The sequence below is a fragment of the Leisingera sp. ANG-S5 genome, assembly GCF_000813925.1.
Taxonomy (GTDB): Bacteria; Pseudomonadota; Alphaproteobacteria; order Rhodobacterales; family Rhodobacteraceae; genus Leisingera.
In genome coordinates this window covers 363,328-380,344 of the sequence record NZ_JWLH01000005.1, presented here as the reverse complement: position 1 = coordinate 380,344, position 17,017 = coordinate 363,328, and the positions used below count along the sequence as shown (strand labels likewise).

Genomic DNA, 17,017 nt, shown 5'->3' with positions numbered 1-17,017 from the left:
CGAGACCGAGACCGAGACCGGGATTTCGTCTTTCGGCCAGGATACAGCTGCGGAGCGGGAAGAAGCTTCGGTTGAGCCGCTTGCCGCGGCTGAGGCGCCCCGCGAAATCGAACGGGTGGTGGAAAAACGCGGCGGCTTCGGCTCTGCGGTTCTGGGCGGCGCCGTGGCCGCGGTAATCGGCTTTGTGGCCGGCCAGGGCGGCTGGCTCGACAGTGTGCTGCCTGCCTCTATGCGCGGCGGTGTTGATCTGACCGCGCTTGAGACCGGCCAGGCAGAGCTGGAAACAGCCCTTGCCGCTTTGAAACAGCAGGTGGAAGCCAATCAGGCGCCCGACCTTGCGCCGCTTGCGTCCCGCATTGATGCCCTGACCGCTGAAATTGAGCCGCTGAAGAGCGCGCCGGCACCGGATGCGGCTTTGCGGGCGGATCTGGACGCATTGGCCGCCCGCGTGTCCGCATTGGAAACCCGGCCTCCGGAGGGCGCCTCGCCCGAGGCCGTCGCTGCGTTTGAAACCGAGCTGGGCAAGCTGCAGGATAGCCTTGCCGCGCAGCGTGCTGAAGTTGAACAGATGCTGGCCGAAGCCCAGGCAATGGATGCCGCCAGTGCCGAGGCCGCACGGATTGCCAGCGCCCAGACCCAGCTTGCACAACTGCGCTCAGCCTTGGACAGCGGCAACAGCTATGCCGCTAACGTGCAGGAGCTTTCGAACCTTGGCGTGGACGTGCCCGCGGCCCTGTCCGGCCCGGCTGACAGCGGTGTTGCCACCATTTCCGCCCTGCGCGACAGCTTTGCCCCGGCGGCGCGCGACGCGCTGGCCGCAGCCCGCGAAGAAACCAAGGGCAGCGGCGGCCTGCTGGACTATGTGAACCGGCATCTTGGCGCGCGCTCGGTCACCCCGCAGGAGGGCGATGGCCCGGACGCGGTGCTGTCCCGTGCCGAGGCCGCGGTGGCTGCCGGCAAGCTGCCGGACGCGTTGAATGAATTGTCCGTATTGCCCGAAACGGCCCGTGCCGCCCTGTCCAGCTGGGAAGCCGCGGCAAATGCGCGGGTGGCTGCTGTGACGGCAGCTGCTGAACTGGCCCAAAGCCTGCAAGCCAAATAAGGAAGCCGCCATGCTCTGGTCGTTGTTGAAGATCCTCGTATTTGTCGCAATTGTCGCGCTTCTGGCCTTTGGGGGCCGCCTGCTGATGGAAACTGCCGGCGGAATGCAAATCACCGTCGCCGGCACCGAATACACGCTGAGCGCACTGCAATCGGTCATCGCGCTGGGCGTGCTGGTTGTTGGCGTCTGGCTGTTCCTCAAGCTGCTGTCGCTGCTGGTCGCCACCCTGCATTTCCTGAATGGCGATGAAACTGCCCTGTCGCGCTATTGGGACAAGGGCCGCGAGCGCAAAGGCTATCAGGCGCTGTCCGACGGGCTGATGGCGCTGGCCTCTGGCGAGGGAAGGCTGGCGCTGGCCAAGGCGGCGCGGGCGGAGAAATACCTGCAGAAACCGGAACTGACCGATCTGCTGGTGGCGCAGGCGGCAGAGATGAGCGGCGACACCCACAAGGCCGCCGAGGCCTACAAGCGCCTGCTGTCCAACCAGCCGACCCGATTTGTCGGAGTGCGCGGCATCATGAAACAGAAGCTCTCGGAAGGCGACACTGACACTGCCCGCCAGCTGGCTGAAAAGGCACTGGCACTGCGGCCCAAGCATGAGGAGGTGCAAGACACCCTGCTGCGTTTGCAGGCCCAAGCGGAAGACTGGGCCGGCGCACGCAAGACGCTGTCGACCAAGCTCAAGACCGGCACCCTGCCGCGCGATGTGTACAAACGCCGCGATGCCGTGCTGGCGCTGTCGGCCTCCAAGGGCATTCTGGATGAGGGCGCAACGGTCGAGCAGCAGGAGCAGGCGATCGAAGCAAACCGCCTGTCGCCGGATCTGGTCCCGGCTGCCGCCATGGCCGCCCGCGCCTATATCGCCAAGGGCAAGAAACGCCCGGCTGTGCGGCTCTTGAAGAAAGCCTGGGAAAACCAGCCGCATCCGGATCTGGCTCATGCCTTTGCCGAAATCGAGCCGGAGGAAACCCCTGCTGAGCGCGTCAAACGGTTTGACCAGCTGGCGCGTATCAAGCCGCTGAATGATGAGGCCCGGCTGGTGATGGCGGAGCTGAACATCGTGGCAGAGGATTTCCCCGAAGCCCGCCGCTGGCTGAATGACCTGGCCAAACGGGCCCCGGATGCCCGCGCGCTGACGCTGATGGCTGCGATTGAGCGCGGCGAAGGCGCCAGCGACAAGGTGGTGCAGGGATGGCTGGCCAAGGCGCTGACCGCACCGCGCGGGCCGCAATGGGTCTGCGACAGCTGCAACCACATCCACGCGGAATGGGCACCGGTCTGCGAGCATTGCTCCAGCTTTGACACCTTGTCCTGGAAGCGCCCGGAGACGCCGGAGGTTGCCAGCGTTGCGGCCGCCCACATGCTGCCGCTGATCACCGGCGCGCTGGAGGACAAGAGCGCGGAACCGGTGGAGGATGCGGAGATCGTGGACGCGGCGGAGGAATCCGGCGGCGATGTGCAGGACACGGTCAAAGAAGTGAACTGAGACCGGCTGTAGATCAGCAGAAGGCTGTTTGAGAACGGCAGGCGAGCCCTGCCGTTTTTCTTTTTGGGTAGCTGAAACGGCACGCTGCCCGCAGGCACAACTGTCCTGCGCTGGCAGTGTTCAATTGTATTTCGGGGAATGGTGCCCAGGAGAGGACTCGAACCTCCACGTCCATACGGACACTAGCACCTGAAGCTAGCGCGTCTACCAATTCCGCCACCTGGGCAGGTGTCGTGGAACCGGCGTATAAGCGGAGTCGCAGGCAGCGTCAAACGGAAAACAAGCCGAACAGCAAGGCGGGAAAAAAATTCAGCCGGCCGGTTCTTAGACCCGCGTCATAAAAGTTCATTTTTACGGCCACATCGGTCAGGAAACCGGTCCATGCCTGCTGTGTTTCGCGGTTCCAGTCCGGGCCAAGCGTGTCCGACAGGGCGCCGGTGAAACTGTTGATGAAGCCATCGAAATGGTCATCCGACACCTCCAGCTTGCGATGCTTTTCGCCCTGCAGCTTCAGGATCGCATCCAGCCGTTCGGAATCGTCCAATGCTTCTGCAATATGGGTCAGTGATGCCAGAAGCTTTTCTTCCTGCTGGGCCAGATCTTCTGGAAACAGACCGCGTATGTCCGGACAGGCGGCAAAGAATTTGGCATAGAAAGCCGGAACAAATGCGTCGAGATCCATCTTCTCGTTTTCGATGCTTTTGCGGATCAGGTCCTTGTTGTCTTCGTCCGTCATTTTGATTGGCCTCCTGAACAACTGCCTGCACCAGTAACAACCGCAGAAATATGTGATTTTGCTGCAGCATTTTCCTTCTAGCTGGCAGGACTGAAGGCCGGGTTAACCAATTCGCTGCAATTGCAGCGAAGGACCGGTGTTTCCCGCGTTTTCAGCCGTCACAGTGACCGTATTCCCACGTTTTGCGCCTTGTTCGGCGTCTCTTGCGGCGCTACAGCATAGGGGCAGCTAAGTTCAGGAGCCAAATGATGTCCAAACTGGTCACGATCTATGGCGGATCCGGTTTCGTGGGCCGCTACATCGCACGGCGCATGGCCAAGGAAGGCTGGCGCGTGCGGGTCGCCGTGCGCCGTCCCAATGAAGCCATGCATGTGAAGCCCTACGGTGTTCCGGGCCAGGTGGAGCCGGTGTTCTGCAACGTCCGCGACGATATGTCGGTCGCGTCGGTGATGCAGGGGGCGGATGCAGTTGTGAACTGTGTCGGCGTGCTGAACGAGCTGGGCAAGAACACCTTTGGCGCCATCCACGCAGAGGGCGCGGGCCGCATCGCCCGCATCGCGTCTGAGCAGGGCGTTGCCAATCTGGTGCATATCTCGGCGATTGGTGCCGATGCGGATGCCGCCAGCGAATATTCCCGCACCAAGGCCGCTGGTGAAGCTGCGGTGCAGCAGCATTTCCCGGGTGCCGTGATCCTGCGCCCGTCGGTGATCTTCGGGGCCGAGGACGGCTTCTTCAACCGCTTTGCCGGCATGACCCGCCTGTCACCCTTCCTGCCGATTGCGGCTGGCGGCACCAAATTCCAGCCGGTGTTTGCCGATGACGTGGCCAAAGCTGCGGTCAAGGGCGCGCTGGGCGAAGCAGAAGGCGGCGTCTATGAGCTGGGCGGGCCGGAAGTGAAAACCTTCCGTGCGCTGATGGAGCAGATGCTGGAGGTGATCCACCGCCGCCGTGTCATCATCTCGCTGCCGGGCTTTGCTGCCAAGCTGGTGGCTTTTGGCTTTGACGTGCTGCAGTTCGTCAGCTTCCAGCTGATCGAGAACAAGATGCTGACCCGTGACCAGCTGAAAAGCCTGAAGTCGGACAATGTGGTGTCTGACGGCGCCAAGGGGTTTGCGGATCTGGGCATTGACCCGGTGACGGTTGGCTCCGTGCTGCCAGACTACCTGTGGAAGTTCCGCCCCTCCGGCCAGTACGACGAGATGACAGGCTCTGCCCGCAACCTGCGCAACGGCGCCTGATCTGCAAGGTATTTCAAGGTCTGAGAGCGCGGGGATTTCCCCCGCGCTTTTTCTTTGCGCCTCAGCTGGTGTACGCGACGGTCAGCAGCACAACACCCAGGATCACCCGGTAGATCACATAAGGTGTGAAGCTGACGGAGCGCAGCAGCCGCATCATCAGGCTGAGCGCGGCCAGCGCCGATAGCATTGCCAAGAGGGCGGCGATCCCGGCATCGCGCAGCAGCGCGGTGTTGGCCTCCAGCGCCACCTCGGTTCCCAGCAGAACGCCGGAGGCGATAATGGTCGGAATCGACATCAGCATGGCAATGCGGGCGCCGTCCTCGCGGGTATATCCCAGCTGCCGCGCACCGGTGATGGTGATGCCGGAGCGCGAGGTGCCGGGGATCAGCGCCAGCATTTGCCACAGCCCCATGATTAGCGCGTCGCGCAGGCCCCAATCACCTGCCTGTTTCACCTCGGCGCCCTTCTGGTCGGCCCAGTAGAGTACCAATCCAAAACCAAGCATGGTCCAGCCGATCACGGTAATGGACCGCAGCACATCGCTGAGGCCGGTGAAATGCAGCAGGGCGCCGAACAGGACGGTGGGAATGGTGGCCACGATCAGCCCCATGGCCAGCCGCGCGCCGGGTGTGTCCATTCGGCCGGTCAGGGCGCGGGGCAGGCCGATCAGCCCCTCGCGCACATCACCCCAGAAATAGATCATCACAGCCGCCAGTGTGCCGACATGCACGGCGACGTCGATCACTTGGCCCTGGTCCTCCAGCCCGGTGAGGCCGGGCAGCAGAATCAGGTGGCCGGAGGAGGAAACAGGCAGGAATTCGGTGATGCCTTGGATCAATGCAACAAGGATCAGCTGGAAAAGCGGCATGCTGAAATCATTCCTCAAGGGCCGCGGACGGGCCGTAAACTGTCGCGACTCTGTATAAATCCCGGCTCTGGATTGGAAAGTCATTATTAGGGTCCGATGTGGACCTAAAAATTCTGTACATTTCCACGAAACACGATATCAGGAGTAAAGCGCTGGCAAAATAGGTCAGCATGATTGACATAAAAGCGTAACCGTACCTGCAAGGGTGCCAGCGCAGCCAGACAAACGATGGAGTCCAGCCCGTGGCCAAGCAACCGATGCTGAAATTTGTGCAGATCGAACGCGACATGCCTCAAAAGCGTGACGCGAGTGTACGCAAGGAAGACTTCAATGAGATTTACGCGGAGTACGCTGCTGCCAAGGCTGAGGAGCAGGCCAGCCGCTGCAGCCAGTGCGGTGTGCCCTATTGCCAGAGCCACTGCCCGCTGCACAACAACATCCCCGACTGGCTGCGCCTGACCGCGACCGGCCGCCTGGAAGAGGCTTATGCCACCAGCCAGGCCACCAATACCTTCCCGGAGATCTGCGGCCGCATCTGCCCGCAGGACCGCCTGTGCGAAGGCAACTGCGTGATCGAACAGTCGGGCCACGGCACTGTGACAATCGGCTCAGTGGAGAAATACATCACCGACACCGCCTGGGAAAACGGCTGGGTGAAACCCGCTGCACCGCTGGCCGAGCGCAGCGAAAGCGTTGGCATCATCGGTGCCGGCCCCGGCGGCCTGGCGGCAGCGGATATGCTGCGCAAGGCCGGTGTGCAGGTCACGGTCTATGACCGCTATGACCGCGCCGGCGGGCTGCTGATGTACGGCATCCCCAGCTTCAAGCTGGAAAAGGATGTGGTTGAGCGCCGCAACAAGCTGCTGGCTGACGGTGGCGTGACCTTTGTGCTGAATTGCAATGTGGGCGAGGACATCTCGTTTGAGGAAATCCGTGGCAAGCATGACGCGGTGATCATCGCCACCGGCGTTTATAAGTCGCGCGATCTGGCAATGCCGGGCAGCGGTTCCGAAGGCATCGTCAAGGCGATCGACTTCCTGTGTGCCTCCAACAAGAAGAGCTTTGGCGATGAAGTTGCTGAGTTCGACAACGGCAGCCTGAATGCCGAAGGCAAGAAGGTTGTGGTGATCGGCGGCGGCGATACTGCGATGGACTGCGTGCGCACCTCGATCCGTCAGGGCGCGACCAGCGTTAAATGCCTCTACCGCCGCGACCGCGCCAACATGCCGGGCTCCCAGCGGGAGACCCAGAACGCCGAGGAAGAAGGGGTGATCTTTGAATGGCTGTCGGCGCCCAAGGGTTTCACCGACGAGGGCGGCAAGGTGTCTGGCGTGATGGTGCAAAAGATGCGCCTGGGCCAGCCGGATGCTTCGGGCCGTCAGGCGCCAGAAGTGATCGAAGGCGCGGACTACGTCGAGGAGGCCGATCTGGTGATCAAAGCCCTGGGCTTTGAGCCGGAAGAGCTGCCCACCCTGTGGAACCAGCCGGAACTGCCGGTGACTCGCTGGGGCACCGTCAAGGCGGCGTTCAAGACCGGCGCCACCGAACTGGACGGCGTCTATGCGGTGGGCGACATCGTGCGCGGCGCGTCGCTGGTGGTCTGGGCGATCAAGGACGGCCGCGACTGCGCCGAAGCGATCCTCGAGAATTTCAACAGCAAGGCCGTGGTGGCGGCGGAATAAGCCGGCACCCCCCCGTACACCGTCTGTGCACCCCCTGTGCACCGGCGGAGCAGCGAGCGAACCGCAGCAAGGTCAGTAATGCTGACCCAGCCAGCAGAAGGAACATGGAAATGAGCGAGTTGAAGGGACAATGCATGTGCGGCGCGGTGACCGTCACCGCCACCCCGGCGCGCGCGTCCGTTTCCGCCTGCCACTGCGAAATGTGCCAGCGCTGGGCCAGCGGCCCGTTCCTGAGCTTTCAGGCGGCCAGCGGCTATGCGGCGCTGGGGCCGGTGCAAACCTATGAGTCCTCCGGCTGGGCCGAGCGGGCGTTCTGCGGCAAATGCGGATCGGCGCTGTGGTACCGGATGACCGCGGGAGAACATAAGGGCCAGACGCAAATGTCGGCTGGCCTGTTTGAAAACGCAGGCGGCAACGAGTTGCGCCTGGAACTTTACATCGACAAGAAGCCAGCGGGCTACGCCTTCGACAGCAGCAGCCGGAAACTGACCGGCGCCGACGTGATCGAGATGTTTGCCCCCTCCGTAGAAGGAACCAGCCAATGACCAAATATGATGCCGATTGGGTGCGCGCCGAGGAAGCCAAGCGCAAGTGGATGGCTGAAAACGGCCTGTATTCCGAGGAAGAAGAGCATTCCTCCTGCGGCGTGGGCCTGGTGGTCTCGGTCGACGGCAAGAAAAGCCGCAAGGTGGTTGAGGCCGGCATCGACGCGCTGAAGGCGATCTGGCACCGCGGCGCGGTGGATGCCGACGGCAAGACCGGCGACGGCGCGGGCATCCATGTGCAGATCCCGGTTCCGTTCTTCTATGACCAGATCCGCCGCACCGGCCACGAGCCGCGTCAGGATGAGCTGATGGCGGTGGGCCAGGTGTTCCTGCCGCGCACCGATTTCGGCGCCCAGGAGCGCTGCCGGACCATCGTCGAGACCGAAGTCCTGCGCATGGGCTATTCCATCTATGGCTGGCGCCATGTGCCGGTTGATGTGACCTGCCTGGGTGAAAAGGCCAACGCGACCCGCCCCGAGATCGAGCAGATCCTGATTTCCAACGCCAAGGGCGTGGACGAGGAAACGTTTGAGCGCGAGTTGTATGTGATCCGCCGCCGGATCGAAAAAGCGGCCAATGCCGCGGCTATCTCGGGCCTCTATATCGCGTCGCTGTCCTGCCGCTCGATCATCTACAAGGGGATGATGCTGGCCGAGCAGGTTGCGGTGTTTTACCCGGACCTGATGGATGAGCGGTTCGAGAGCGCCTTTGCGATCTATCACCAGCGCTATTCCACCAACACCTTCCCGCAGTGGTGGCTGGCGCAGCCGTTCCGCATGCTGGCGCATAACGGCGAGATCAACACGCTGAAGGGCAACCTGAACTGGATGAAGAGCCATGAGATCCGCATGGCGTCGGCGACCTTTGGCGACTATGCCGAGGACATCAAGCCGATCGTGCCGGGCGGTGCCTCCGACTCTGCCGCGCTGGACGGCGTGTTCGAGGTTCTGGTGCGCGCGGGCCGTTCGGCGCCGATGGCAAAGACCATGCTGGTGCCGGAAAGCTGGTCCAAGCAGGCGGTGGAACTGCCGCAGGCCTGGCGCGACATGTATTCCTACTGCAACTCCGTGATGGAGCCCTGGGACGGCCCCGCGGCGCTGGCAATGACCGACGGCCGCTGGGTCTGCGCAGGCCTGGACCGCAACGGCCTGCGCCCGATGCGCTATGTGGTGACCGGCGACGGGCTGGTGATTGCGGGCTCTGAGGCGGGCATGGTGCCGATTGACGAGGCATCGGTGGTCGAGAAGGGCGCGCTGGGCCCGGGCCAGATGCTGGCCGTGGACATGGAAAAGGGCAAACTGTTCCGCGACACCGAGATCAAGGACAAGCTGGCGCGCGCGCTGCCGTTCGGCGATTGGGTCAAGCGGATCAACGATCTGGACGCAACCCTGGCCCAAGTGACCGAGCAGCCGCTGTTCAGCGGCGAGGAGCTGCGCCGCCGCCAGGTGGCCGCGGGCTACACGATTGAGGAGCTGGAGCAGATCCTGGCGCCGATGGCCGAGGACGGCAAGGAATCGCTGGCTTCTATGGGCGACGACACCCCGTCTGCGGTTCTGTCCAAGATGTACCGGCCGCTGAGCCACTTCTTCCGCCAGAACTTCTCCCAGGTGACCAACCCGCCGATCGACAGCTTGCGTGAATTCCGGGTGATGAGCCTCAAGACGCGCTTCGGCAACCTGAAGAACGTGCTGGACGAGGACAGCTCCCAGACTGAGATCATCGTGCTGGAAAGCCCGTTTGTCGGCAATGCCCAGTGGGACAAGCTGGTGGAGCAGTTCAACGCGCCGCTGGCAGAGATCGACTGTTCCTTTGCGCCGGGCCGCGGCTCGCTGAACGCCGCACTGGCGCGGATCCGGGCCGAGGCCGAGGAAGCCGTGCGTTCCGGCGCCGGCCACATTGTGCTGACCGACCAGCATTCCGGCGCGGACAAGGTGGCGATGCCGATGATCCTGGCAACCTCTGCCGTGCATTCGCATCTGACCCGCAAGGGCCTGCGCACCTTCTGCTCGCTGAACGTCCGGTCTGCCGAATGCATCGACCCGCATTACTTTGCGGTGCTGATCGGCTGCGGCGCCACCGTGGTGAATGCCTATCTGGCTGAGGATTCGCTGGCGGACCGCATTGAGCGCGGGCTGCTGGACGGGTCGCTGACCGACAATGTTGCCCGCTACCGCGAAGCCATCGACCAGGGCCTCTTGAAGATCATGGCCAAGATGGGGATCTCGGTCGTGTCGTCCTACCGCGGCGGTCTGAACTTTGAGGCAGTGGGTCTGTCCCGCGCCATGTGTGCGGAATACTTCCCGGGCATGACCTCACGCATTTCCGGCATCGGTGTCACTGGCATCCAGACCAAGGCGGAGGAAATCCACGCCAAGGCCTGGAAAGCACCGGAAGGCATCCTGCCCATTGGGGGCTTCTACAAGGCGCGCAAGTCGGGTGAGACACATGCGTGGGAAGCGACCTCCATGCATATGATGCAGATGGCTTGCAACCGCGCGTCTTATGAGCTGTGGAAGCAGTATTCGGCGAAGATGCAGAGCAATCCGCCGATCCATCTGCGCGACCTCTTGCAGATCAAGCCGCTGGGTAAGGCGGTGCCGATTGAGGAAGTGGAATCGATCACCTCGATCCGCAAACGCTTCGTGACCCCGGGCATGTCCCTGGGCGCGCTGAGCCCGGAGGCGCACAAGACGCTGAACGTGGCGATGAACCGGATCGGCGCCAAGTCGGACTCGGGTGAGGGCGGTGAAGATCCAGCACATTTCGTGCCGGAGCCGAACGGCGACAACCCCTCTGCCAAGATCAAGCAGGTGGCGTCGGGCCGCTTTGGCGTGACCGCCGAATATCTGAACCAGTGCGAAGAACTGGAAATCAAGGTGGCCCAGGGCGCCAAGCCCGGTGAGGGCGGCCAGCTGCCGGGGATGAAGGTTACCGACCTGATTGCCCGCCTGCGCCACTCCACCAAGGGTGTCACGCTGATCTCGCCGCCGCCGCACCACGACATCTATTCGATCGAGGATCTGGCGCAGCTGATCTATGACCTGAAGCAGATCAACCCGCGCTGCAAGGTGACGGTCAAGCTGGTGGCATCTTCGGGCGTTGGCACCATCGCGGCCGGCGTGGCCAAGGCGAAGGCCGATATCATCCTGATCTCGGGCCACAACGGCGGCACCGGGGCGTCGCCTGCGACCTCGATCAAATACGCGGGCCTGCCGTGGGAGATGGGCCTGACCGAGGCGCATCAGGTGCTGGCGATGAACAACCTGCGCGACCGGGTTACGCTGCGTACCGACGGCGGCCTGCGCACCGGGCGTGATATCGTGATGGCGGCAATGCTGGGCGCCGAGGAATACGGCATCGGCACCGCGGCGCTGATCGCCATGGGCTGCATCATGGTGCGCCAGTGCCAGTCCAACACCTGCCCGGTGGGGGTCTGCACCCAGGACGAGAGCTTGCGTGCCAAGTTCACCGGCAGTGCGGACAAGGTGGTGAACCTGATCACCTTCTATGCCCAGGAAGTGCGGGAAATCCTCGCCTCCATCGGCGCCCGTTCGCTGGACGAGGTGATTGGACGCGCCGACCTGCTGGCGCAGGTGTCGCGCGGTTCTGCGCATCTGGACGACCTGGACCTGAACCCGCTGCTGATCACCGTCGATGGCTCCGCCAACATCGTCTACAACCGCGACAAGGACCGCAACGCGGTGCCGGACACGCTGGATGCGGAGATCGTGCGCGACGCGGCCCGCTTCCTGCAGGACGGCGAGAAGATGCAGCTGTCTTATGCGGTGCAGAACACCCACCGCACCGTGGGCACCCGCACCTCCAGCCATATCGTGCGCAACTTCGGCATGCGGAATTCGTTCCAGCCGGATCACCTGACAGTGAAGCTGCAGGGCTCTGCCGGCCAGGCGCTGGGCGCCTTTGCGGCGCCGGGGCTGAAGCTGGAAGTGTCGGGCGATGCCAACGACTATGTCGGCAAGGGCCTGTCGGGCGGCATCATCGTGGTGCGCCCGCCGCAGGTGAGCCCGCTGGTGGCGAGCGAAAACACCATCATCGGCAACACCGTGCTGTACGGCGCCACCGATGGCTACCTGTTTGCGGCCGGCCGCGCGGGCGAGCGCTTTGCGGTGCGCAACTCCGGCGCCAAAGTGGTGATCGAGGGCTGCGGCTCCAACGGCTGCGAATACATGACCGGCGGCGTTGCGGTGATCCTAGGCTCGATCGGCGCCAACTTCGGCGCGGGCATGACCGGCGGCATGGCCTATCTCTATGATCCGGAAGGCAAGGCTGCGAGCCTGATGAACATGGAATCGCTGGTCACCTGCCCGGTCTCCGTCGCACATTGGGAGGCGGAGCTGAAAGGCCTGATTGCCCGTCACCTGGACGAAACAGGAAGCCGCAAGGCTGCAGAAATCCTGCAGCATTGGGAGAGCGAGAAGGCAAACTTCCTGCAGGTCTGCCCGAAGGAGATGCTCGACAAGCTGCCGCATCCTGTGATGCAGGAGCAGGCCGCGGTTCCGGCGGAATAAGCCAAGTTAGAGACGACAATCAGAACCCCGCAGGCAAATGCTTGCGGGGTTTTCTTTTTGGCGGTTGGTTCCCGGGGGCATGCTGGCCTATAGAGAGTCATGGCGAAGGCAGTGGCAAAGAAAAAGAAATCCAAGAGCAGCAAGAAGGCGGCAAGGCTGAAGGTCCAGCCGCTGCGCTGGCTGCGGCGCTGGGTTTTGCGCGCGGCGCTGGCGGTTTCAGCAGTGTTCCTGCTGCTGATCCTGCTTTATTCCGTGGTGAACCCGCCAATCACCCACACCATCTGGGCTGAACAGCGCCGACTGGGCGAGGTTGACCGTATGTGGGTGCCGCTGGAGGAAATTTCGCCGGTGCTGGCGCGTTCTGTCGTGGCGGCGGAGGATGCGCAGTTCTGCCGCCATTGGGGCTTTGATGCCCGTGCCATTCAGGCCGCGATCGAGGCCGGCGGCAGCCGCGGCGGCTCGACCATTTCGCAGCAGGTGGTGAAGAACGTGTTCCTGTGGCAAGGCCGCAGCTGGCCGCGCAAGGTGCTGGAGACGCTGCTGACCCCGATGGTGGAGATCTTCTGGAGCAAGCGGCGCATTCTTGAGGTTTACCTGAACGTGGCCGAAATGGACGAGGGCGTGTTCGGCGCCGAAGCGGCGGCGCGCAAGTATTTCGGGGTTGGCCCGGATCAGCTGAGCGCGCGGCAGGCGGCGCTGATTGCCGCGGTGCTGCCCAATCCCAAAGAGCGGTCGGCCCGCAAGCCCTCAAACTTTGTGCAGCGCCGGGCGCGGCAGATCCAGGACGGGGCGGCTACCATTCGCGCAGACGGGCGCGCGGATTGTTTCGAGGATTGAATCTTTCTGCTGCCCAAGGCATTGCTGAAACAACCGTTGTAAGTTTTCTGGAGACCCCCTGTAGCCATGGCGCGCCTGTACCACGTTCCCCTGTCCCCCTATTGCCGCAAGGTGCGGCTGTCGCTGGCAGAGAAGAAGATCGAGGTTGAGCTGGTCGAGGAGCGCTACTGGGAGCAGGACCCGGACTTTCTGCGCCGCAACCCGGCCGCCAAGGTGCCGGTGATCCGGCTGGACGGCCAGATGATGGCCGAAAGCGCGGCGATCTGCGAATACCTGGAGGAAACCCGGCCCGAGCCGCCGCTGATGCCCAAAGATGCCGAGGGCCGCTATGAGGTGCGCCGCCTGGTGAGCTGGTTTGACGACAAGTTCCACCATGAGGTCACGTCAAAGCTGCTGTATGAGCGGGTGAACAAGAAGATCACCGGCGAGGGTTATCCCGACAGCCGCAACGTCAAGGCCGGCGCCAAGGCGATCAAGTACCATCTGGATTACATGGCCTGGCTGCTGGACCACCGGCGCTGGCTGGCCGGGGATATGATGACGCTGGCGGATTTCGCCGCGGCGGCACATTTGTCGTCGCTGGACTACATCTCGGATGTGGACTGGAACCGCTCGGCGGTGGTCAAGGACTGGTATGCCAAGATCAAGTCGCGGCCTGCGTTCCGGTCGATCCTGGCGGATCAGGTTCCGGGCTTCCGGCCGCCGCCGCATTACACCGATCTGGATTTCTGATATCAACCGGTTGAGGGGCGCTGCCCCCGCGGCCCTGATGGGCCGCTCCCCCGGAGTATTTGGGCAAAGATGAAAGACGGAGCCGGCATCAAGGAAAAACTGGTCGCTCAGGCGCTGGCCGAGGGGTTTGTGTCCTGCCGCATCTGCCGGCCCTGGGACGTGCCGCAGGTGCCGGGGCGGCTGCAGGCGTTTCTGGACGCGGGCTATCACGGGCAGATGGGGTGGATGGCGGAGCGCAGCCATTGGCGCGGCGACCCGGCGCAGCTGTGGCCCGAGGCGCGGTCGGTGATCATGCTGGCCGAGAGCTACACCCCGGATGAGGACCCGATGGCGGTGGTGGGGCAGGCGGATCGCGGGGCGGTGTCTGTCTATGCCCGGAACAAGGATTACCACGACCTGGTCAAGAAGCGGTTGAAGCGCCTGGCGCGGTGGCTGATTGCGGAGGCCGGGGCGGATTGCGAGGTGAAGGTTTTTGTCGATACCGCGCCGGTGCCGGAAAAGGCCTTGGGCATGGCGGCGGGACTGGGCTGGCAGGGCAAGCACAGCAATCTGGTGAGCCGGGATTGGGGCAACTGGGCCTTTTTAGGGTCTGTTTTCACCACGCTGGAGCTGCCTGCGGATCAGGCGGAGCCGGACCGCTGCGGGTCCTGCCGGGCCTGTCTGGACAGCTGCCCGACCGATGCTTTTCCGGCGCCCTATCAAGTCGATGCGCGGCGCTGCATTTCCTACCTGACTATTGAGCACAAGGGGCCGGTGGCGGAGGAGCTGCGCGGCAAGCTGGGCAACCGGATCTATGGCTGCGATGACTGTCTGGCGGCTTGCCCCTGGAACAAATTTGCGGTGGCGGCCAGCGACATGCGCTATGCCGCGCGCGACGAGCTGAAGGCGCCGAGGCTGGCGGAGCTGGCGGTGCTGGATGATGCGGCATTCCGGGAGAAGTTCTCCGGCTCGCCGATCAAGCGTATCGGGCGCGACCGGTTTGTGCGCAATGTGCTCTATGCGATTGGCAACTCGGGCCTGGCGGAGCTGCGCGCGGTGGCGCAGCGGCTGGCGGAGGATCCGGACCCGGCGGTGGCGGATGCGGCGCGATGGGCGGTTCAACGGCTTTCGTGACGCAAACAGGATGGACGGGCCGCAAATAGGCGTTACACCCGGTCCGGCGAACAGAGTTTGAGAGGGCTGGGCATGGCGTTGCTGCTGGGAGTGGACACGGGCGGAACCTATACCGATGCGGTGCTGATCCGCGACGAGAAGGAGGTGATCGCCTCTGCCAAGTCGCTGACGACGCGCCAGGATTTGGCAATTGGTGTCGGCGGCGCAATCCGGGCGGTGCTGGAGCAGTCCGGGGTACAGCCGCAGGAGGTCTCGCTGGCGGCGCTCTCCACCACTTTGGCCACCAATGCGCTGGTCGAGGGGCAGGGCGGCCGGGTGGCGCTGATCTATATCGGCTTTAAGGAGGATGATCTGGACCGGCACGGGCTGCGGGACGCGCTGAAGGGCGATCCGGCCTTGGTGATCGGCGGCGGTCATACCCATGCCGGCAGCGAGGCTGCGCCCCTGGACACAGAGGCGCTGGAGCTGTTCCTGCGCACCGAGGGCCAGGGGGTGACGGGTTTTGCCGTGGCCAGTGTCTTTGCCACCCGCAATCCGGCGCATGAGGTGGAAGCAGCGCGGATCATTCATGAGATGACCGGCGCGCCGGCCACCTGCTCACACCAGCTGTCGGCCAAGCTGAACGGGCCCAAGCGGGCGGTGACGGCAGTGCTGAATGCGCGCCTCATCGGCATGATTGACCGGCTGATCGGGCGGGCGCAGGACACGCTGCGCGATCTGGGGATCGAGGCGCCGATGATGGTGGTGCGCGGCGACGGCGCGCTGATGAGCGGCGAGCAGGCGCGGGAGCGGCCGATTGAGACCATCCTGTCCGGCCCGGCGGCGTCGATTGTCGGTGCGCGCTGGATGACCGGGGCGGATCATGCGCTGGTGAGCGACATCGGCGGCACCACCACGGATGTGGCGCTGATCAAGGACGGCAAGCCCGCGATTGACCCCGCAGGCGCGCGGGTCGGGGCGTTCCGCACCATGGTGGAGGCGGTGGCGATGCGCACCACGGGCCTGGGCGGTGACAGCCAGGTGCATCTGAACACCAGCGGGCTGTCCGGCGGGCTGACCCTGGGGCCGCGCCGGGTAGTGCCGGTCTCGCTGATTGCCACCGACGCGCCGGAGGTGGTGCATGCGGCGCTGGACGAGCAGTTGCGCAATTCCACCGTGGGCGAGTTTGACGGGCGCTTTGTGCGGGCGGTGCCGGGGGTGCCGGTGGCGGGCCTGAGCGAGCGGGAGGCCGGGCTGCTGGCGCGGATCGGGATGCAGGTGCATCCCTTGGGCCAGATCCTGCGCACCCGGATGGAGCATGGCTCCTTGGGCCGGCTGGTGGACCGCGGGCTGGTGCAGGTTTCCGGCGTGACACCCTCGGATGCCAGCCATGTGCTGGGCCGGGTGGAGGCCTGGGACCGCGAAGCGGCAGAGAAAGCGCTGACGCTGTTTGCCCGCCGCCGGGTGGGCAGCGGCGACATGGTCGCGAAAGACGCCGGAACGCTGGCGCAGATGATCATTGATCAGCTGACCGAACAGACCGCTTTGACCTTGCTGGAGTCTGCTTTTGCGGAAGAAGCTGAAAGCTTTGGCCTGCCGGAGGATCAGTTGGCACGGCATGTGCTGATGCAGCGCGGGCTGGCAAAGCACCGCGGGCTGCTGGCGCTGGATGCGTCGCTGAATGTCGATGTGGTGGGGCTGGGTGCCTCTGCCCCCAGCTACTACCCGGCGGTGGGGGAGCGGCTGCATTGCAACATGATCCTGCCGGAACACGCGGGCGTGGCCAATGCCATCGGTGCAGTGGTTGGGCGGGTGACCATGCGGCGCAGCGGCACCGTGACTTCGCCTTCTGAGGGCAAATACCGCGTGCATCTGGAGAGCGGGCCGGTGGATTACCAGGCCTCAGACGAGGCGCTGGCGGCGCTGGAGGCAGCGCTGGCGGGTGAGGCCCGCGGTGCAGCAGAGGAAGCGGGCGCCGAGGACATCCACGTGCATGTGGAACGGGATATCCGCACCGCGCAGGTGGAGTCGCGGGAAGTGTTTGTTGAAGGCACGCTGACGGTGGAAGCCAGCGGGCGGCCGCGGGTGGCGCACGATTGAACCTGTTTCCAGGTAGCGGGTTTTCGTGGAAAACCCGCGGCCTCCGGTGGGGGTATTTCTGACCAGAAAG

At 64.1% G+C, this 17,017-nt stretch carries 12 protein-coding genes and 1 tRNA gene; 10 read left to right on the top strand and 3 right to left on the bottom strand.

The annotated features are described in order from the left end of the window. On the top strand, positions 1–1,102 hold a 1,102-nt coding region (locus RA25_RS10120; RefSeq protein ID WP_052254214.1), incomplete at its 5' end, for a COG4223 family protein. A 10-nt stretch (positions 1,103–1,112) separates the two neighbouring features. Continuing rightward, positions 1,113–2,588, top strand: a complete 1,476-nt coding sequence (locus tag RA25_RS10115) for a heme biosynthesis protein HemY (RefSeq protein ID WP_039171987.1) — start codon at positions 1,113–1,115, stop codon at positions 2,586–2,588. A gap of 139 nt (positions 2,589–2,727) precedes the next feature. On the opposite strand, the gene RA25_RS10110 is transcribed toward RA25_RS10115, so the two are convergent. Further along, positions 2,728–2,814, bottom strand: a tRNA-Leu gene (locus tag RA25_RS10110). Between the two features lie 42 nt (positions 2,815–2,856). Further along, complete coding sequence (locus tag RA25_RS10105) at positions 2,857–3,324, bottom strand: globin domain-containing protein (protein ID WP_241477387.1); 468 nt, start codon at positions 3,322–3,324, stop codon at positions 2,857–2,859. A 248-nt stretch (positions 3,325–3,572) separates the two neighbouring features. Here RA25_RS10105 and RA25_RS10100 point away from each other — a divergent pair, with 248 nt between their 5' ends. Continuing rightward, positions 3,573–4,562 carry a complex I NDUFA9 subunit family protein gene (locus tag RA25_RS10100; protein WP_029204950.1) on the top strand — a complete coding sequence of 330 codons (990 nt, stop codon included), beginning with the start codon at positions 3,573–3,575 and terminating at the stop codon, positions 4,560–4,562. A 61-nt stretch (positions 4,563–4,623) separates the two neighbouring features. On the opposite strand, the gene RA25_RS10095 is transcribed toward RA25_RS10100, so the two are convergent. Beyond that, positions 4,624–5,430 (bottom strand): undecaprenyl-diphosphate phosphatase, encoded by an 807-nt coding sequence (locus RA25_RS10095; RefSeq protein WP_039171984.1) that lies wholly within the window; start codon positions 5,428–5,430, stop codon positions 4,624–4,626. A gap of 242 nt (positions 5,431–5,672) precedes the next feature. On the opposite strand from RA25_RS10095, the gene RA25_RS10090 reads away from it, so the two are divergent. The 7 genes from RA25_RS10090 (at position 5,673) to RA25_RS10060 (ending at position 16,947) form a co-directional block, all read left to right on the top strand. Beyond that, the gene (locus RA25_RS10090; RefSeq protein WP_019297520.1) at positions 5,673–7,112 is read left to right on the top strand and encodes an NAD(P)-dependent oxidoreductase; all 1,440 of its coding nucleotides are present in this window, start codon (positions 5,673–5,675) and stop codon (positions 7,110–7,112) included. Positions 7,113–7,222: 110 nt separating this feature from the next. Further along, entirely contained in the window at positions 7,223–7,657 is a 435-nt protein-coding gene (locus tag RA25_RS10085; protein WP_036762486.1) for a GFA family protein, read from the top strand. Next, the gene (gltB, locus tag RA25_RS10080) at positions 7,654–12,186 is read left to right on the top strand and encodes a glutamate synthase large subunit (protein WP_039171981.1); all 4,533 of its coding nucleotides are present in this window, start codon (positions 7,654–7,656) and stop codon (positions 12,184–12,186) included. The genes RA25_RS10085 and gltB overlap by 4 nt, the downstream gene beginning before the upstream one ends. A gap of 99 nt (positions 12,187–12,285) precedes the next feature. Beyond that, a complete protein-coding gene (gene mtgA, locus RA25_RS10075) occupies positions 12,286–13,023 on the top strand; it encodes a monofunctional biosynthetic peptidoglycan transglycosylase (RefSeq protein WP_039171979.1) in 738 nt (245 codons plus the stop codon). A 66-nt stretch (positions 13,024–13,089) separates the two neighbouring features. After that, positions 13,090–13,755 (top strand): FtsZ-binding protein FzlA, encoded by a 666-nt coding sequence (gene fzlA / locus RA25_RS10070; RefSeq protein ID WP_019297524.1) that lies wholly within the window; start codon positions 13,090–13,092, stop codon positions 13,753–13,755. Between the two features lie 69 nt (positions 13,756–13,824). Further along, positions 13,825–14,868, top strand: coding sequence for a tRNA epoxyqueuosine(34) reductase QueG (gene queG, locus RA25_RS10065; RefSeq protein WP_039171976.1), 1,044 nt, complete (start codon positions 13,825–13,827; stop codon positions 14,866–14,868). 72 nt (positions 14,869–14,940) lie between these two features. Continuing rightward, positions 14,941–16,947 (top strand): hydantoinase/oxoprolinase N-terminal domain-containing protein, encoded by a 2,007-nt coding sequence (locus RA25_RS10060; RefSeq protein ID WP_039171973.1) that lies wholly within the window; start codon positions 14,941–14,943, stop codon positions 16,945–16,947. The last annotated feature ends 70 nt before the right edge of the window (positions 16,948–17,017 follow it).

What these genes read in the sequence shown, in the direction of transcription:
- fzlA (WP_019297524.1), top strand. Translation starts at nt 13,090, where the DNA reads ATGGCGCGCCTGTACCACGTTCCCCTGTCCCCCTATTGCCGCAAGGTG.
- mtgA (WP_039171979.1), top strand. Translation starts at nt 12,286, where the DNA reads ATGGCGAAGGCAGTGGCAAAGAAAAAGAAATCCAAGAGCAGCAAGAAG.
- RA25_RS10105 (WP_241477387.1), bottom strand. Translation starts at nt 3,324, where the DNA reads ATGACGGACGAAGACAACAAGGACCTGATCCGCAAAAGCATCGAAAAC.
- gltB (WP_039171981.1), top strand. Translation starts at nt 7,654, where the DNA reads ATGACCAAATATGATGCCGATTGGGTGCGCGCCGAGGAAGCCAAGCGC.
- RA25_RS10060 (WP_039171973.1), top strand. Translation starts at nt 14,941, where the DNA reads ATGGCGTTGCTGCTGGGAGTGGACACGGGCGGAACCTATACCGATGCG.
- RA25_RS10115 (WP_039171987.1), top strand. Translation starts at nt 1,113, where the DNA reads ATGCTCTGGTCGTTGTTGAAGATCCTCGTATTTGTCGCAATTGTCGCG.
- RA25_RS10095 (WP_039171984.1), bottom strand. Translation starts at nt 5,430, where the DNA reads ATGCCGCTTTTCCAGCTGATCCTTGTTGCATTGATCCAAGGCATCACC.
- RA25_RS10100 (WP_029204950.1), top strand. Translation starts at nt 3,573, where the DNA reads ATGTCCAAACTGGTCACGATCTATGGCGGATCCGGTTTCGTGGGCCGC.
- RA25_RS10085 (WP_036762486.1), top strand. Translation starts at nt 7,223, where the DNA reads ATGAGCGAGTTGAAGGGACAATGCATGTGCGGCGCGGTGACCGTCACC.
- queG (WP_039171976.1), top strand. Translation starts at nt 13,825, where the DNA reads ATGAAAGACGGAGCCGGCATCAAGGAAAAACTGGTCGCTCAGGCGCTG.